The following is a 16,092-nucleotide window of genomic DNA, read 5'->3' on the forward strand; positions in this document are numbered from 1 at the left end:
GACAGCGTGTTAAAGCGCCAAAAAACACCCCGTCATTCAGAAAATCTGAATGCCACCCTTCTAAAAGAGGGGAACAAAAAAGACGCTAGAAGCGCCTTTGAATTTATTTTCGATTGATCATTCTGTCGATGGAAATACTTCCGGGACCTGCTACAAATATTAAAATGTAGTGGAATAAATAGAGCAATGCCATTTCTTGTTTGGCAAAAGGATCGTTTCCATGAACCACAAAAACCGCAACTAACATAGTGATAATGAGCGGAATAGAAACAAATCTCGTAAAAAGTCCTAAAATTAAGAAAAGTGAACAGAGAACTTCTGCAAGTACGGCTAAAATAAGAGATGTTTTGGTACCGATTCCGAAGAAATTAATGAAATCATGACTTCCTCCGAGAAGTTGCATAAGTTTCGGAAATCCATGAGTGAGCATTCCCAATCCTACAAAAATTCTAATGGCTAATAACGCCCAATCTAACAAGGTTTTGTTATAACCCGTTGTATTCAGATTCTTCATTTTCTCTTTTTATTTAGACTCTCAAAAATAAAAAATAAATTTGAATAAAACATATTTAATCATTTTGAGATAATGATTTTTTTATGGAAGCTAAAAAACTCAACCGAAATGATTGAGTTTTAATATTATCTGTAACCGAAATTTTTAAGGTCTCTTTCGTTTTTACGCCAGTCTTTTTTGACTTTTACAAAAAGATTAAGGTGAATTTTCTTAGAAAAGAATTTCTCTAAATCTATTCTGGCTTCTGTTCCCACTTTTTTGATGGCTTCACCTTTGTGACCGATGAGAATTCCTTTTTGGGTGTCTCTTTCTACGTAAATAATAGAGTCTATAAAGATAATTCCTTCTTTTTCTTTGAACATTTCTGTTACCACTTCTACAGAATATGGAATTTCTTTGTCGTAATTCAACAAGATTTTTTCTCTGATATTCTCATTTACGAAGAAACGTTCAGATTTATCTGTGTATTGGTCTTTGTCGTAGTAAGGTGGATTTTCTGGCAATAAAGCTTTTAATTTTGGCAAAATTAAATCGGTATTAAAACCTTCTAAAGCTGAAATCGGTAAAATTTCTGCTTTTTCAATTTTACTATGCCAATACTCTACTTTTTCGAGCATTGCTTCTTGGTTAGACGCATCTATCTTATTGAGTAAAATAAGGACTGGAACTGGAATTTTGTTCAGTTTATCTACCAAAAATTCATTCGGTTCTTCTTTATCCGTAACATCTACAATGAACAAGAAAACGTCTGCATCTTGTAAAGAATCTTTTACAAAATCCATCATTTTTTCCTGTAATTCGTATTTAGGTTCTAGAACTCCTGGAGTATCAGAAAATACGATTTGTAGGTCTTCTTCATTATAAATCCCGAAAATACGGTGTCTTGTTGTCTGTGCTTTTTGGGTAACAATCGCTAATTTCTCGCCCATCAATTGATTTAGCAATGTAGATTTTCCTGCGTTTGGTTTCCCGACTATGTTTACAAATCCTGCTTTGTGCATTTGTTTTACTTAAAATTAAAGGATTAAAAGATTTAAAATTTCTTTTTTGCAAAGGTAAGGAAAATAGAATTGGGAAATAATTAAAACGAAAAAATTGTCATTCCCGAGGAATTTTTGAAACATTGCGTTCCTACGGAACGAGAATTATTTAAAAATTTCGAAAATTTACAATTTATAAGAATTTGAAATTATTTCCTTACAACAGGCAAAATTTCGTTTACATTTAATCCGAATCTTTTTTGTTCTTGTTCCGAAAATTTTTGAGAATAGAAATTAATATCTACTGAAAATCCTACTGATTTTAACCTTTCAAAATAATCCATTCCATACCAACGAACATGATCGTATTGCCCGAAGTGTTTTTGTCTTTCTTTTGGGTCTGTAATGGTAAAATCTTCGTAGGTTTTTTCTAAAGAATTTTTCATGGGAACTTGCAAAATTCCCCAACCTCCTTTTTTCATCACTCTATAGAGTTCGCTCATCGCTTTTTTGTCATCTATAATGTGTTCTAGAACGTGATTGCAGAAAATGACATCAAAACTTTCATCTTCAAAAGGCAAATCTAGAATGTCTGCTTTTACATCTACAATCGGCGAAAACAAATCTGCAGAAGTATATTCTAAATTCTTCATTTTCTTGAATTTTCTCAAGAATTCTTGCTCTGGAGCAATGTGAAGCACTTTATAATTTTGAGTAAAAAAATCGGTTTCATTTTTTAGATACAACCACATTTGACGATGACGCTCTAAACTTAGAGTTCCGGGAGAAAGTGCATTTTCACGTTGTTTTCCGTAACCATAAGGTAAAAACTTACGGTAGGATTTCCCGTCAATCGGGTCGGTAAATTTATTTCCTTTGAAAAAAAGATAGATTAAAGGGCGAAGAAAAATGCTTAGGTTGATAAGCATTGGTCTTGGAATTTTATTCAATAAAAATGATGCGAGTTTCTTCATATAATTTCTAAACCAAATTTAAAAAAATATTTTTCATTTTTTAAAATAAATTTTGGAGGATCTATTCATAAAAAAAACGGACAAAAGCCCGTTTTAATTGATATTCATTTTTCTAAAAATCCATAGTAAATGGTTCTTCTTCATTACTGGTAATTCCTAATGCTTCGTAAATATATTTGAAGGTAGAAAGTAAAACTGGCTTTCCATTAATCACTGCTACATCATGTTCAAAATGTGCAGAAGGTGTTTTATCTAAAGAAGTTACTGTCCATCCATCTTTGTGGAATTTCACCTGATGCGTTCCCAGATTAACCATAGGTTCTATAGCGACAACTAAGCCGTCTTTGATGACTTTTCCGCTGCCTTTTCTTCCGTAATTAGGAACTTGAGGATCTTCGTGCATGGTTCTTCCCAAACCGTGACCTACCAATTCTCTTACCACTCCATAACCATGTTTTTCGCAGTGCGTTTGAATAGCGTTTGAAATGTCCCCTATTCTTTTTCCACGAACGCATTGTTCTATACCTTTGTAAAGTGATTCTTTGGTTACTTGAAGTAATTTTTTGGTTTCTGGTGCAACTTCTCCCACTTCGAATGAATAAGCATGGTCACCATAAAAACCGTTCATGTAAACACCACAATCTACAGAAAGAATGTCTCCTTCTTCCAACGGAATATCTTTTGGAATCCCATGAACTACCTCTTCATTGGGAGAAATACACAGGGAATTGGGGAAACCATACATTCCTAAAAATGCAGGTTCGCCACCATGATCTTTAATAAAATCATGAGCTAATTTATCTAAATGTAATGTGGTAACTCCTGGTTTAATTTCTGCTGCAATCATTCCTAATGTTTTAGAAACGAGCTGAGCACTTTCACGCATTAAACGGAGTTCTTCAATTGTTTTAAGTATAATCATTTTATTTAAAGAGCCATGGCAAAAGTAAAAAGAGCCATGTATTATTAATATTTATAGTTTAGTATTGTTTATAATGGAAGCTAAAATATTTTTAAGTTCTTTACTCTCCTGTATAAGAGATTCTAACTGTTCATTTTCTGACCTTTCTAAAGCTTTAATTACTCTTAACCAATAATTAGACTCTCTAGCTTCTCGAAGAGATATTCTTACTTTATTTTTAAAATCAGCTTTAGAAGATCCTGCTTGTGATTCTTCATAATTAGCACCAATTGAAGTAGACGATTTTGTTAACTGTAATTTTATTACATTATATTCAAAATCACGAGGTAAAGTTCTTAAGAAAATAATGCAGTTCACCCCAAATTTAAAAGTTCTATCTAACAGATTATTATTTTGCATACATTAGATTTTAAAACTTGTGTCTTTTTACTTTTTACTTGGATCTTTTACTTTTACCAAAATAAACCTCTTTTCTTTTCTTTTTTCATTTTAGAATAAGCTAAAACTTCGCCTCCTTCTACTCTGAATTCTATTCTTTCGGTGATGATGTTATAGATTTCTCCCCAACCAGGAAAACCGCCTAAGTTTCTATCATCTATAAATAAATCTGCATCTATTTTTCTGGATTGTGTTTCATCATCAAAGATTTCACCTTCGAAACTAGAGTTTACGGCGTAGAATTCTACTCCATTTTTTCTACAAAATTCTACGGCTTCTTCTAAAGACTTGCCGTGTCTATAAGTCCAAAGAATTAATCGATATCCTTCGGATTGTAATTTTTTTAGGGTTTCGAAAGCGAAAATTTTTGGTTTTCCAATGGATGGATAAGCATCTTCTACAATGGTTCCATCAAAGTCTATAGCGAGTTTTTTATTACTTAACATTCTACTGATTTAGTTTTTGCAAATATAAGAAATAAAAAAAGGCTAATAAAATAAGCCTTTTAGAAATATTAAATCCATTTATTTTTATAAGCCAGATTCATGACTTGACTTCTGGAATTAAGATGGAGTTTTTTATAAATATTATTCACGTGAGTTCTCACTGTATTAGGACTGATGAACAATTTATCTGCAATTTCGTGATGATTATACCCTTTTACCACTTCTCTTAGAATTTCCATTTCTCGGTCGCTTAATTGGTGGTCTATAATCGCATTCTGCATACTTGCAGTAGGTTTTGGCGTATCTCTAAGCAATTCCATTGCTCTTCTTGCAATGGCTGGACTCATAGGAATTCCATCAAACTGAACCACATTTTTCATGGCTTCTACTATGTTTATAGCTTTGTCTTCTTTGAGCAAATAACCACTGGCTCCAGCTTTAATGGCTTCGAAAATTTTATCATCATCTTCATAAATCGTTAAAACAATGTATTTAATTTCTGGAAATTTAATAGAAGCAGAAGCAATGGTAACAATACCATCTAGAATAGGCATTTCTAAATCCATCAATACCACTTGAGGATAATCTTCTTTGGGAAGACTTTCTAATTTTTCAAAAAAATCTTCTCCATTGGTGGCTTCGAATACTAAAAATACGTCTTGATAGGGCGCTAATTTTTCTTTAATCGTAATTCTATTGATTTGATTATCATCTACTATTGCTACTTTTATCATGGCTTTTTAATGGTTTTACAATATATTTTTTTTGTTGTTTAAAATCAATACTACAAATTACGTATTTTACATTTCGTAAAGTTCTATAGTAGTACCAGATGAATCTGAATAAATATTAAGCTTAAATCCTAACTCTCTTGCTCTTTCTTTCATATTGATTAACCCATTACCATCTCTAAGATTATCAGGATTAAATCCATGCCCATTATCTTTGATGTAAATGATGATCTTATTTTTTGAAATTACATTAATTTCTACTTTGTTAGCATGAGCATGTTTGTATACATTTTGAAGCGCTTCTTGAATTATTCTGAAAATCCCACTTCCTGTAGTTGCATCAAATTTTCTGTTATTTTCTATTTCTTCTTCAAAAATGATTTTTATATCATCTGTTTGTAAAAATTTAAGTGCATAACTTTTAAAATTATCATAAAGCGCGATAAGATTGGTATCTTTATTTCCTAAAACCCAAATGGTTTGTCTCAGAAGAGCGAGTATTTTTTCGGCATCTAATCTTACATCATCATACGTTACAGCAGTTCCAATAGTATTTTCTGAATTTTTAATTTTATCAATTTTAGAAATTAAACTGGTAACATAAGCCCCAATATTATCATGTAAATCTCTACTGATTCTTTTTCTTTCGTTTTCTAATTGATGTTTAACTCTGAGTTGATTTAATCTCTTGATGTACTTTTTCTTATTGATTTCGTTTACATAATTATATAAAAACAAACCAGCTAATAAAAGGGTAAAAACAATAAACCACCATCTTATATAGAAAGGTCCTAAAACGGTAAATTCTATTTTATTTGGCATCACCTTTTCATAGCCATCTTCATTTACAGATTTTATTTGTAAGGAGTATTTTCCTTCATCTATGTGAGAAAATTTAAGTGTTCTTGGTTCTTTAAAGGGTTTCCAAGCATCATCATTAATTTTATAGAATAAAGAAGTTTTTCCCAACAAATTTTTATCTACTGATGAAAATACAAATTGTATATCACGGTTATGGTCCTCAAAATAGATGTTGTCTTTAACATTAATTTCTTCTGCATCATGAAGAATTTTTGAAATTTCGGTGGATTTCACCATGGTATTCGGTACAATTTTATCTAAATCAATGACTGTAATTTTATTTTTAGATACTACCGTAAGTTTATGATTAGAAGCTGAATAATCTCCTTTTAAAATCAAATCTTCATGATTATCTAAAATTCTAATAGAACCTATAGGTTTTAAAATATTTTTGGTTTTCAACAATAAATCTTTGTCAGTCAACACCCAAATTCTATTTTTAACATCTCTAAAAATCAATCGTGTAAGATTCCCACTAAATCCTTCTTCTGCTTTAAAAGTTTTGACTATTTTATTGTCATACCATTGTGCAATTCCTTTTCTAGCACCAATATAGACAGTATCTGTATCTGCAAAAACGGTCGTTACAAAATTACTGTGTAACCCATTTTTTTTATTGATATGACTTATAAAATTAAGCTTTTCATCGAGGATAGAAAGACCAGATTCATAAGAAACCATACCATAACCTTGTTTAATTTTAAAAAGATTCTCAATATTATGGACTGCCCCCAAAAAGTTAGACACTTTTTAGGGGTATTTTTTATGGGAAAAAGTAAATATTCATTAGACTTTAAATTAAAAGCTATAAAGAGATATCACAAAGGGGATATTGGAACAGACGATTTAGGAAAACGCATTGGAGTTTGTGGTTCATTGGTTCGTAAATGGATAAAATTTTATGAACTTTATGGAGTTTCAGGACTTGTTCGGCTTTCCAATACGCATTACACAAAAGATTTTAAATTAAAGATTTTATCAGTAATTGAGAAAGAGAATTTAAGTTTAAAAGAAGCGTCGAGAAGGTTTAATATTCCTGCGGAGTCCAGTATTCTTAGTTGGCAGCGTAATTACAAAAAAAATGGTATTTTAGGTTTAGAAAACAGACCCAAAGGAAGACCTAAAACCATGAGTAATTACAAGCGAAAAAAAAAGAAAACAGGCAAGCCCTTAACAAGGGAGGAAGAACTGTTGGAGAGGATTTATTATTTAGAAGCCCAGAACGCCATTTTAAAAAAGTTAGACGCCTTAATTCAGGAAAGGAAAAATCCAAAGCCATCGAAGAGTTAAGGCAGGACTTTGATTTAGCAGTACTACTGCATTGTACATCGATGGCAAGAAGCAGTTTTTATTACTATCAAAAACGCTTTCAAATGAAAGATAAATATGCGGAAATAAAAGAAATGATTAAGCAGATTTATCATCGTCACAAAGGAAGGTTGGGCTATAGAAGAATTACTTTGCTTTTGAAAGAAAAAGGAATTTTGATTAATCACAAAACTGTTTTACGACTTATGAAAATATTAGGTTTAAAGAGTATTATCCGAGTGAAGAAATATAAATCTTACAAGGGAGAGCAAGGGAAAATTGCGCCCAATGTTCTACAGAGGAATTTCAAATCGGACGCTCCTAATCAGAAATGGGCAACCGATGTTACAGAGTTTAATGTATCGGGTAATAAACTTTACCTATCTCCAATCATCGATTTATTTAATGGTGAAATTGTCAGTTTTGACTTATCTGAAAGACCTGTGTTTAGCCAAATCATCAGAATGCTAAAGAAATCATTCAGAAAAGTAAAATCTACACAGAACATCATTCTACATTCTGATCAAGGTTGGCAATATCAAATGAAACATTACCAAAACTTGTTAAAAGAAAAAGGTATTATTCAAAGTATGTCCCGAAAAGGAAACTGTTTGGACAATGCGGTGATAGAAAACTTTTTTGGAACGATAAAATCAGAAATGTTTTATACCAGAAAGTTTGGTTCCATTCAGGAACTTAAGATCGAAATAGTGAAGTACATTCACTATTACAACAATGATAGAATAAGACTCAATCTCAAAGGAAAGAGTCCGGTACAGTACCGAACTCTTTCCTTTGAGAATATTGTTTAATTTTGTCTAAACTTTTGGGTGCAGTCTAATTATTAAAAGGTTTATTTTGATATTTAGTCACGGAATTTCCATTCTTTACAAAAAAACCGCCTCCATAAGTGGTGAAAATAATCTGACTGTTGAATTTTAAAATCTTAGAAACACCAGCAGTAAAAGGAAATAAATTTATGAATTGCAATTGATTGCCATTCATTTTATAGGTTTCTAATCCAGCAAAAGAACCTAAATAAAGAAAATCACCATCTAAATGGAAAGTAAGTGCATCTTTTCTAAGGAAAACTTTTGACAGTATTTTGTCATCTTGAATGACGTATAAAAAACCATCTGCAAAAATATATTGTTTATTTTGAAAAGTTAAAATCTGTCTCGCATTTATACTCTTATGATTGAAAGTTATTTTCGGGTTGTTATTACGAATGATAGAAATACCACCTCCAAGTGTAGAAATAATCACATCATTCTTAGAAGTTTTTAAGATATGATTAATGCTGTTATTTCCCAGTCCATTTTTTTCGGAAAGCGTATCTATAATTTTACCATTTTGCTTTATAAAAATGGTATTTTCTATTTTTTCTAATGTAAAACGATTAAGAACAATTTTATCATTTTGTAATAAAAAATCTCGATCAGCCAGTTTGATTTTTGAATTCTTTCCTTTAAGAAAAATACTATTTTGTTCAATGTGCAAAGGAATTAATGTCTTAACATTACTGATATCAATAGCATAAAACTTCTCCTGATTTGTTTTAGGATTTACTCCATTAATTAAGATATAATTGCTGTTATAATTAGAAATTTTGAAATCCCTCAATATCAAATTACCTAAACTTGGATATTTTACTGTAATCCTTCTTTTATTGGTGTCAAAATAATATAATCCTCTTTCTGAAAGATAAATCAACAATCCATTTTTTTTATCTGAAATCGCTTTATTAATGTAGTTTCCAGGCATTCCATTATCTACATCTAGCGTAATCCATTCTCCATCTTGATAGGTAGCAAGACCTTTATCTGTTCCTAACCAAATCACTCCATTTTGGTCTTCATTGGCATTAAAAACATAATTGCTAGGTAAGCCTTCTGTTTCGGTGATATTTTCAATAATTGAAGCCTCTTGAGAAAAAAGAAAGGAAGAAAATACAATAAGAAATAGGCCAACTACTTTTTTGTTTTTGGTAACAATAGATTTATAAAAAAAATTAGCCAACATATTGATCATTAGTTGGCTAAAGTTAATAAATTATTTTAAAAATTTGAAATTTTTAAGAGACTAAAACTTCTCCAGTCATAATTTCTGGAATTTCTACGCCCATTACTTTTAAAATAGATGGCGCTACATCTCCTAATTTACCTGGTTTCAGATTCCAATTTTGGTCTTTATCCATTACAATTAGCGGAACCAGATTAGTAGAGTGTTGCGTGTTAGGACTTCCATCAGGATTAATCATGTAATCAGAATTTCCGTGGTCTGCCAAAATGAAAACAGCATAACCATGTTCATAAGCTGTAGTTGCTACTGCTTCTATACATTTGTCTACCGCTTCGCAAGCTTTTACTGCTGCTTCGAAAACTCCAGTATGACCTACCATATCTGCATTAGCAAAATTTAAACAAATGAAATCTGCAGATTCTTTTTCTAATTCTGGTAAAATAGCATCTCTAATATCAAAAGCAGACATTTCTGGTTTTAAATCATAGGTAGCAACATCTTTTGGACTCGGACAAAGCAATCTTCTCTCTCCTACATATTCTTTTTCTCTACCTCCAGAAAAGAAGAAAGTAACGTGAGGATATTTCTCTGTTTCAGCAATTCTGATTTGAGTTCTACCTGCTCTTTCTAGAACTTCGCCCATTGTTTCTTGTAAAACTTCTTCATCAAAGATAACTTTTACATTTTGGAAACTTTCGTCATAATTGGTTAAAGTAACATAATAAAGATTCAATTTTTTCATTCCAAAATCTGGGAAGTCTTGTTGAGAAAGCACTTCTGTAATTTCTCTACCTCTGTCTGTTCTGAAATTGAAACAGAAAACCACATCATTTTCCTCAATTTTAGCAGTAGGAAGATTATTATTTTCTGAAACGATAATTGGTTTTAAAAACTCATCAGTAACTCCTTCTGCATAAGATTTTTCAATCGCTTCTACAGGATTTTTGGTGATTTCTCCTACTCCATTTACCATTGCATCATAAGCTAATTTCACACGCTCCCATCTCTTATCTCTATCCATTGCGAAATATCTTCCTACTACAGTTGCTAATTTCCCAGTAGAGATTTTCATGTGATTTTGTAAATCTTCTATGAAACCTTTTCCAGACATAGGATCACAGTCTCTACCGTCTGTAAATGCGTGTACGTAAACATTTTCTGTCAATCCAAATTCTTGAGCAGCAGTTAATAAACCTTTCAAGTGATTGATATGAGAGTGAACTCCACCATCTGAAACCAAACCGATAAAATGTACTTTTTTATGATTTAATTTCGCATATTCAAAAGCCATTTGAATTCCTGGCTCTAATCCTAGAGTATTTTTTTCTACCGCCATATTCAGTTTTACCAAATTTTGGTAAACTACTCGTCCCGCTCCTAGATTCATGTGTCCAACTTCAGAATTTCCCATTTGTCCAGCTGGTAAACCTACTGCAAGTCCAGAAGCTTCTAGCGTGGTATGTGGAAATTTTGTATAACAAGAATCTATAAAAGGTGTGTTTGCTTGGTAAATTGCAGACACTTTATTATCCGTTCCTAAACCCCATCCATCAAGAATGGCAAGTATTGCTTTTTTAGCCATTTTAGTATTTTTTTTAATGATGCAAATTTACGAAATTTCTAGGCATAGAATAATTCTTTTTAAAGGCGATATTTATCAGTATTTAAAATATTTTAAAGATTAGTTTTTCTGTTGTCAGTTAATTTGTAACTTTACACTCCTTTTTTTGAAAACAGTTATATGGATTTAAGAGACCAATTAAAAAACCTTTTCCCAGAACACGAGGAGCAAGATTTTGAAATGCCAGAAGAAAAATTTGAGCAGAAGAATCCTCTTATCTGTAAATTCGAAAAAAAAGGAAGAAATGGTAAGCCTGTAACTTTAATAGAAGGTTTCGAAGGAACAGAAGAAGAACTGAAACAAATTTCTAAAAAAATAAAAACCACTCTAGGAATTGGTGGCTCAGAGAAAGACGGAATCATCGTGATTCAAGGAGATAATCGTGATAAAATCATGAAAATTCTTCAAGATATGGGCTATAAAACCAAAAGAGTTGGAGGATAAATATGCAATCGGCAGTCGGCAATTAGCTTTCTGCAGAAAAAATAATTGTTAAACAATTTGGCTGAATGCAGAGTGCTGAAAGCCGAAAGCAAAAAATAAAATTATGTTGAATAAATTAGCTGCTTCAGAATTGGTTTTAAATCCAGACGGAAGCGTTTATCACCTTAATCTTCAACCAGAAGATATTGCAGAGAAAATTCTATTAGTAGGCGATCCAGACAGAGTGCCAAAAGTTTCTCAATATTTTGATACCATCGAAATTCAAAAAAATAAAAGAGAATTCTACACGCATACTGGAACTTTAAGAGGAGAAAGAATTACGGTAATGTCTACCGGAATCGGTACAGAAAACATCGATATCGTGATGAACGAACTGGATGCTTTGGTGAATATTGATTTAAAAGAAAAAGAATTCAAATCAGAACATACTGCGCTTCAATTATTCAGACTCGGAACTTGTGGTTCTGTAAATCCTGATGTGGAAGTAGATAACATGTTGGTTTCTCAAAACGTAGTTGGTTTAGATGGATTAATGCATTTTTACCAAGATTATGAGTTCGAAAATGAGTTTTCTAGAAATTTCATGGAAAAATTCCCATACGAAAGAATTAAGCCAATGCTTTATTTCTCTGAATGGACAGAATCTCAGTACGATTACTTCAAAGATGCTAAATACGTAGGAAATACTGCTACTTTCCCAGGTTTCTATGCTCCACAAGGAAGACAATTGCGTCTAAAAGCTGTAGATGATAAATTTTTAGAAACACTTAATGAATTAGGCGTTACTAATTTCGAAATGGAAACTTCTGCGATTTATGGTTTGTCTAAACTTTTAGGACACAAAGCAGTTACCATTAATAACGTTATTGCGAATAGAAGACGTGGAGAGTTTTCTGCAGACCATCATCAATCAGAAAAAAACATGATTGAATGGGTGTTAGAAAGAGTTATTATATAATTAAACATTTAACTTAAGAAATAAAAAAACCAGCTAATTTTTAGCTGGTTTTTTCATCATTTGTGTTTTCTGTATTTAGTAAAATATAGTCCTTGAATGTTTTTGCAAAGATTGTTATTTTTAATACTCTCTTACAAAATTTATGATACTCATCACCTACTCTACTTCATAAAAAACTGATTTACAAATTATTAATAAACACATAAGTATCTACTTCCTTAGGAATATTTAATTTATTTCTAATTCTATACTTCTTGTTTTGTACTGTTCGGATTGACGTAAAGGTGTAATTCGCGATGTCTTTAGAAGAGAAATTGAGTTTTAATAACGCACAAAATTGTATTTCAGAGATAGAGATTTTAGGATTAATCTCTAAAATATTTTTTTCAAATTCTGGATATAAATCCAAAAATCTAGGGTAAAATTGAGGACTATTTTGCTGTGCCAATTCTATTACTTCTGAGTGTAAATCACTTATTTTATTTTCTAAATTTTCTATCTTTTTCTCTTTTTCAACTAGTTGTAATTCTATAATGCTCTTCTCTTTTTTCTTTTTACTGATTTTTCTCAAAGTATAAAAAATGAAAATCAAAAAAGATAAAGCCACCATTCCTATGATGATGATTAAAAAAGTTTTATTTCTATTTTCTTTTATGGCTTCTTCAGATTGTGCTTTTACTTCGTCTACAAAAGTTTTTACTCCACTTAATTTTTCTTCATTTTCAATCTTTAAATTTTCTAGATAGCGAAGTTTATATTTCTCATATTCCTTCTCATTGCCTAGATTATTATAAGAATCTTGCAAAAGTTCATAGATAGAAGTCATGTAAAAACCATCTTGTACTTTTTCATTAAGCTCTTCTGCTTTTTTAAGGTACATTACTGCTTTTTGGTGATCTTTTTTTCGGTTATAGACCTCTCCTAAACCTGTATAATTGGCTACATTAATATTTTTAGCCTCTATTTTATCTTGAATTGCTAATGATTTTTTGAAATAATGAGCAGCAGAATCTAAATCTACAGAAAGAAATTTCAAGCCGATGTTTCCGTTACCTTTCGCAAGTTGATTTTTTCTTTCTTCCAAATTTTTAATTTTTTCGTATTCGGGAATTGTTTTTTTTACATAAATTACAGCTACATCATGTTTTAAAATATGAGTATATAAATCAGATTGAAACTGATAATTATTGGCTCTAATCAAATTCTTATCTGGAAACTCATTATCATCTATAAATTGTTCTGCTTCTTTCAGCTTTTTTTCCGACTCATCATGTACTTGTAAAAAATTTAAAGTAACTCCTAATCTATTTTTAGAAATGGCAATCAGTCTTATATTATTTGCCGCAATAGCTTTTTCTTCTAATTCTTTCGCGATTTTATAAGCTTTGTTGTATTCCGCTTTTGTAAAATAATAAAATGCTTTATTGTTCAGAACTTCTAATTGTGCATCTGCATTTTGCTGTAAAACAGCAGTTTTTTCTAGCGTTTTCAGTTCTTGGAAACCTCGTTCCATTTCGCTTTTCATCAACTTTTGGTTCTCTTTGATTTTCAATACCAAATCATTAGAATTTTGCCCAAAAGAAAATGAAAAAAAGAATAAAAAAATTAAAAAATAGCCTTTCATTAGATTTATTTAGATTTTCACTTTACAAAACAGTCTTCTACGTGATCATTCACCATTTCTGTGGCTTGCATATGTGCATAAACTACGGTAGAACCCATAAATTTAAAACCCCGTTTCTTTAAGTCTTTGGCAAGAGCATCAGAAATTTCGGTAGTTGCAGGAACTTCTTTCAAGGTTTTAGGACGATTGATAATCGGTTCATGATTTACAAAACCCCAAATATATTTACTGAAAGAACCAAATTCCTTTTGAACTTCGATAAATTTTTGAGCATTATTAATCGTGGCGAGAATTTTCAGCCTATTCCTTATAATTCCAGTATTTTGGATGAGTTCTTCAACTTTCTCCTCAGGATACTGTGCGATTTTTTGATAATCAAAATGATCAAAAGCCGCTCTGAAGTTCTCTCTTTTGGCTAAAATGGTGTACCAACTTAAACCAGCCTGAAAACTCTCTAAAATCAGAAATTCAAAAATTGTTTCATCATCATAAATAGGTTTTCCCCATTCTTCATCATGATAATTTCGATACAAATCGTCTTTTTCGCACCATGCACATCTTGTTATTTCCATATTATAGATAGTATTGATAATTAATATTTTACGTTAAAAAATTTAATAAAACTTTATCAATTGATTAACAAAATCTTTTGAAATTAGTATGTAAATTTGTAATGTAAATAATAAAAAACTAGGTAAAGATACAACCTTCCTAATAATAGTTATTCATAAAAAATCAAATTTTTGTTGCAAAGAACCTCTGAAAAATTCAGAGGTTCTTTATTTTTTAACGATATAACAAATCTTCATAATTCTGTAAGAACTGCCGTGTTTAATACTTCTACATTTGCTTTACTAACCAATCAAAATATATTATTATGGATACGAAGAAACCATTAGACAATGCTTCTGATAGATTAGAAGAAGCAAGAGACAGAACAGTTAACTCTGTAGAAAATACAGCAGAAAACATGTCAGAAAGAGCAGAAAATTTCGCAGATGATGTAAAAGATACTGCAGAAAATGCTTGGGAAAAAACCAAAGATGTTGCCAATGACATTTGGGAGAAAACCAAAGATGTCGCTGAAAACGTTAAGGATAAAACCGAAGACATGATAGACGATGTAAAAGACGAATACAGAGACAGAACCCATTAATTTTTATTCATCATTTTGATCTAGAATCCCGAATTTTTCGGGATTCTTTTATGCTATAAGCAATATTTTTATAAATTTGCCTAAAATAAATTATTATGTACGGATTACTTAAAGGTAAAAAAGGAATTATTTTCGGCGCGCTTAATGATCAATCTATCGCTTGGAAAGTAGCAGAACGTTGTCATGAAGAAGGTGCAGAATTTATCCTTTCAAACGCTCCTATAGCAATGAGAATGGGCGAAATAGATACTTTAGCACAAAAAACTAATTCAGAAGTAATTGGCGCAGATGCTACTTCTATGGAAGATTTAGGAAAACTTTTTGATGCAGCTATCGCTAAATTTGGTAAAATAGATTTCATCCTTCACTCTATAGGAATGTCTGTAAACGTAAGAAAAGGCAAACATTATACAGATATTAATTATGATTGGTTAGAAAAAGGTTGGGATGTTTCTGCAGTTTCTTTCCACAAAGTAATGAAAACCGCTTGGGAAAAAGATTGTATGAATGAGTGGGGTTCTATCCTAGCACTTACTTACATCGCTGCTCAAAGAACTTTCCCAGATTACAATGATATGGGAGATAACAAATCTTACCTAGAATCTATCGCAAGATCTTTCGGTTATTATTGGGGAGAGAAAAAAGTAAGAGTGAATACCATTTCTCAATCTCCTACCGTAACTACAGCAGGTTCTGGTGTAAAAGGTTTTGGCGGATTTATGGGATTTGCAGAAGATATGTCTCCTCTAGGAAACGCTACTGCACTAGATTGTGCTAATTATTGTGTAGCCATGTTCTCAGATCTTACCAGAAAGGTAACCATGCAAAATCTATTTAATGATGGTGGTTTCAGCAACACTGGAGTTTCTCAAAAAGTAGTAGATAAATACACTGGAGAATAAATTTACTCAATTCCCCTCTTTTAGAGGGGTGGCAAAATTTTTAATTAAAAATTTTGACGGGGTGTACTAAATACAAAATCCATTCAGCTCTTAGTTGAATGGATTTTTTTATGGCGCTTTAACACGCTGTCCGCTATATCTTTTTTAAATTTTCTCCAAACTTATTTTCCGAGGCAAAAAATTTAAAAAAG

Annotated in this window: 17 protein-coding genes; 5 read left to right on the forward strand and 12 right to left on the reverse strand. The window is 31.4% G+C overall.

The window, feature by feature from the left end; translation table 11 throughout:
• Nucleotides 1–103: 103 nt before the first annotated feature.
• The 8 genes from EB819_RS05145 to EB819_RS05180 all read right to left on the reverse strand — a co-directional run bounded on the left by EB819_RS05145 (nt 104) and on the right by EB819_RS05180 (nt 6,601).
• Entirely contained in the window at nt 104–514 is a 411-nt protein-coding gene (locus EB819_RS05145) for a DoxX family protein (RefSeq protein ID WP_069799068.1), read from the reverse strand.
• 125 nt (nt 515–639) lie between these two features.
• Nucleotides 640–1,515 carry a GTPase Era gene (gene era / locus EB819_RS05150; protein ID WP_069799070.1) on the reverse strand — a complete coding sequence of 292 codons (876 nt, stop codon included), beginning with the start codon at nt 1,513–1,515 and terminating at the stop codon, nt 640–642.
• Between the two features lie 188 nt (nt 1,516–1,703).
• Entirely contained in the window at nt 1,704–2,468 is a 765-nt protein-coding gene (locus tag EB819_RS05155) for a class I SAM-dependent methyltransferase (RefSeq protein ID WP_069799072.1), read from the reverse strand.
• 112 nt (nt 2,469–2,580) lie between these two features.
• Complete coding sequence (gene map, locus EB819_RS05160) at nt 2,581–3,390, reverse strand: type I methionyl aminopeptidase (RefSeq protein WP_069799075.1); 810 nt, start codon at nt 3,388–3,390, stop codon at nt 2,581–2,583.
• Between the two features lie 51 nt (nt 3,391–3,441).
• Nucleotides 3,442–3,789, reverse strand: a complete 348-nt coding sequence (locus EB819_RS05165; RefSeq protein ID WP_069799077.1) for a four helix bundle protein — start codon at nt 3,787–3,789, stop codon at nt 3,442–3,444.
• Nucleotides 3,790–3,842: 53 nt separating this feature from the next.
• Nucleotides 3,843–4,274: a BT0820 family HAD-type phosphatase gene (locus EB819_RS05170; RefSeq protein WP_069799079.1), complete on the reverse strand. Its 432-nt coding sequence runs from the start codon at nt 4,272–4,274 to the stop codon at nt 3,843–3,845.
• 68 nt (nt 4,275–4,342) lie between these two features.
• Complete coding sequence (locus EB819_RS05175) at nt 4,343–5,008, reverse strand: response regulator transcription factor (RefSeq protein ID WP_069799082.1); 666 nt, start codon at nt 5,006–5,008, stop codon at nt 4,343–4,345.
• 66 nt (nt 5,009–5,074) lie between these two features.
• Nucleotides 5,075–6,601: a sensor histidine kinase gene (locus EB819_RS05180; RefSeq protein ID WP_124878673.1), complete on the reverse strand. Its 1,527-nt coding sequence runs from the start codon at nt 6,599–6,601 to the stop codon at nt 5,075–5,077.
• 30 nt (nt 6,602–6,631) lie between these two features.
• Here EB819_RS05180 and EB819_RS05185 point away from each other — a divergent pair.
• Nucleotides 6,632–7,986 (forward strand): IS3 family transposase gene (locus tag EB819_RS05185; protein ID WP_124878624.1). Its coding sequence is split into 2 segments (ribosomal slippage): nt 6,632–7,106 and nt 7,106–7,986, totalling 1,356 coding nucleotides; the frame shifts between segments, so codons are not numbered across the junction.
• A 25-nt stretch (nt 7,987–8,011) separates the two neighbouring features.
• Here EB819_RS05185 and EB819_RS05190 read toward each other — a convergent pair.
• The gene (locus EB819_RS05190) at nt 8,012–9,196 is read right to left on the reverse strand and encodes a two-component regulator propeller domain-containing protein (protein ID WP_158005947.1); all 1,185 of its coding nucleotides are present in this window, start codon (nt 9,194–9,196) and stop codon (nt 8,012–8,014) included.
• 52 nt (nt 9,197–9,248) lie between these two features.
• Nucleotides 9,249–10,778: a 2,3-bisphosphoglycerate-independent phosphoglycerate mutase gene (gpmI, locus tag EB819_RS05195; RefSeq protein WP_069797525.1), complete on the reverse strand. Its 1,530-nt coding sequence runs from the start codon at nt 10,776–10,778 to the stop codon at nt 9,249–9,251.
• 159 nt (nt 10,779–10,937) lie between these two features.
• Here gpmI and EB819_RS05200 point away from each other — a divergent pair, with 159 nt between their 5' ends.
• Both EB819_RS05200 and EB819_RS05205 read left to right on the forward strand, forming a co-directional pair.
• Complete coding sequence (locus tag EB819_RS05200) at nt 10,938–11,261, forward strand: translation initiation factor (protein ID WP_069797522.1); 324 nt, start codon at nt 10,938–10,940, stop codon at nt 11,259–11,261.
• 103 nt (nt 11,262–11,364) lie between these two features.
• Nucleotides 11,365–12,219: a nucleoside phosphorylase gene (locus tag EB819_RS05205; protein WP_069797520.1), complete on the forward strand. Its 855-nt coding sequence runs from the start codon at nt 11,365–11,367 to the stop codon at nt 12,217–12,219.
• A gap of 181 nt (nt 12,220–12,400) precedes the next feature.
• On the opposite strand, the gene EB819_RS05210 is transcribed toward EB819_RS05205, so the two are convergent.
• Both EB819_RS05210 and EB819_RS05215 read right to left on the reverse strand, forming a co-directional pair.
• On the reverse strand, nt 12,401–13,744 hold the full coding sequence (locus EB819_RS05210; RefSeq protein WP_124878675.1) for a tetratricopeptide repeat protein: 1,344 nt from the start codon (nt 13,742–13,744) through the stop codon (nt 12,401–12,403).
• Nucleotides 13,745–13,860: 116 nt separating this feature from the next.
• Nucleotides 13,861–14,415, reverse strand: coding sequence for a DNA-3-methyladenine glycosylase I (locus EB819_RS05215; protein ID WP_069797516.1), 555 nt, complete (start codon nt 14,413–14,415; stop codon nt 13,861–13,863).
• 305 nt (nt 14,416–14,720) lie between these two features.
• On the opposite strand from EB819_RS05215, the gene EB819_RS05220 reads away from it, so the two are divergent.
• Both EB819_RS05220 and EB819_RS05225 read left to right on the forward strand, forming a co-directional pair.
• Nucleotides 14,721–14,999 (forward strand): YtxH domain-containing protein, encoded by a 279-nt coding sequence (locus tag EB819_RS05220; RefSeq protein ID WP_069797514.1) that lies wholly within the window; start codon nt 14,721–14,723, stop codon nt 14,997–14,999.
• 92 nt (nt 15,000–15,091) lie between these two features.
• Nucleotides 15,092–15,901: an enoyl-ACP reductase FabI gene (locus tag EB819_RS05225; protein WP_069797512.1), complete on the forward strand. Its 810-nt coding sequence runs from the start codon at nt 15,092–15,094 to the stop codon at nt 15,899–15,901.
• Nucleotides 15,902–16,092 lie beyond the last annotated feature (191 nt).

It is taken from the genome of Cloacibacterium normanense (assembly GCF_003860565.1).
Lineage (GTDB): Bacteria > Bacteroidota > Bacteroidia > Flavobacteriales > Weeksellaceae > Cloacibacterium > Cloacibacterium normanense.

Excerpts from the sequence above, each read along its gene's own strand:
- EB819_RS05145 (WP_069799068.1), bottom strand. The coding sequence starts at position 514 with ATGAAGAATCTGAATACAACGGGTTATAACAAAACCTTGTTAGATTGG.
- era (WP_069799070.1), bottom strand. The coding sequence starts at position 1,515 with ATGCACAAAGCAGGATTTGTAAACATAGTCGGGAAACCAAACGCAGGA.
- EB819_RS05155 (WP_069799072.1), bottom strand. The coding sequence starts at position 2,468 with ATGAAGAAACTCGCATCATTTTTATTGAATAAAATTCCAAGACCAATG.
- map (WP_069799075.1), bottom strand. The coding sequence starts at position 3,390 with ATGATTATACTTAAAACAATTGAAGAACTCCGTTTAATGCGTGAAAGT.
- EB819_RS05165 (WP_069799077.1), bottom strand. The coding sequence starts at position 3,789 with ATGCAAAATAATAATCTGTTAGATAGAACTTTTAAATTTGGGGTGAAC.
- EB819_RS05170 (WP_069799079.1), bottom strand. The coding sequence starts at position 4,274 with ATGTTAAGTAATAAAAAACTCGCTATAGACTTTGATGGAACCATTGTA.
- EB819_RS05175 (WP_069799082.1), bottom strand. The coding sequence starts at position 5,008 with ATGATAAAAGTAGCAATAGTAGATGATAATCAAATCAATAGAATTACG.
- EB819_RS05190 (WP_158005947.1), bottom strand. The coding sequence starts at position 9,196 with ATGTTGGCTAATTTTTTTTATAAATCTATTGTTACCAAAAACAAAAAA.
- gpmI (WP_069797525.1), bottom strand. The coding sequence starts at position 10,778 with ATGGCTAAAAAAGCAATACTTGCCATTCTTGATGGATGGGGTTTAGGA.
- EB819_RS05200 (WP_069797522.1), top strand. The coding sequence starts at position 10,938 with ATGGATTTAAGAGACCAATTAAAAAACCTTTTCCCAGAACACGAGGAG.
- EB819_RS05205 (WP_069797520.1), top strand. The coding sequence starts at position 11,365 with ATGTTGAATAAATTAGCTGCTTCAGAATTGGTTTTAAATCCAGACGGA.
- EB819_RS05210 (WP_124878675.1), bottom strand. The coding sequence starts at position 13,744 with ATGAAAAGCGAAATGGAACGAGGTTTCCAAGAACTGAAAACGCTAGAA.
- EB819_RS05215 (WP_069797516.1), bottom strand. The coding sequence starts at position 14,415 with ATGGAAATAACAAGATGTGCATGGTGCGAAAAAGACGATTTGTATCGA.
- EB819_RS05220 (WP_069797514.1), top strand. The coding sequence starts at position 14,721 with ATGGATACGAAGAAACCATTAGACAATGCTTCTGATAGATTAGAAGAA.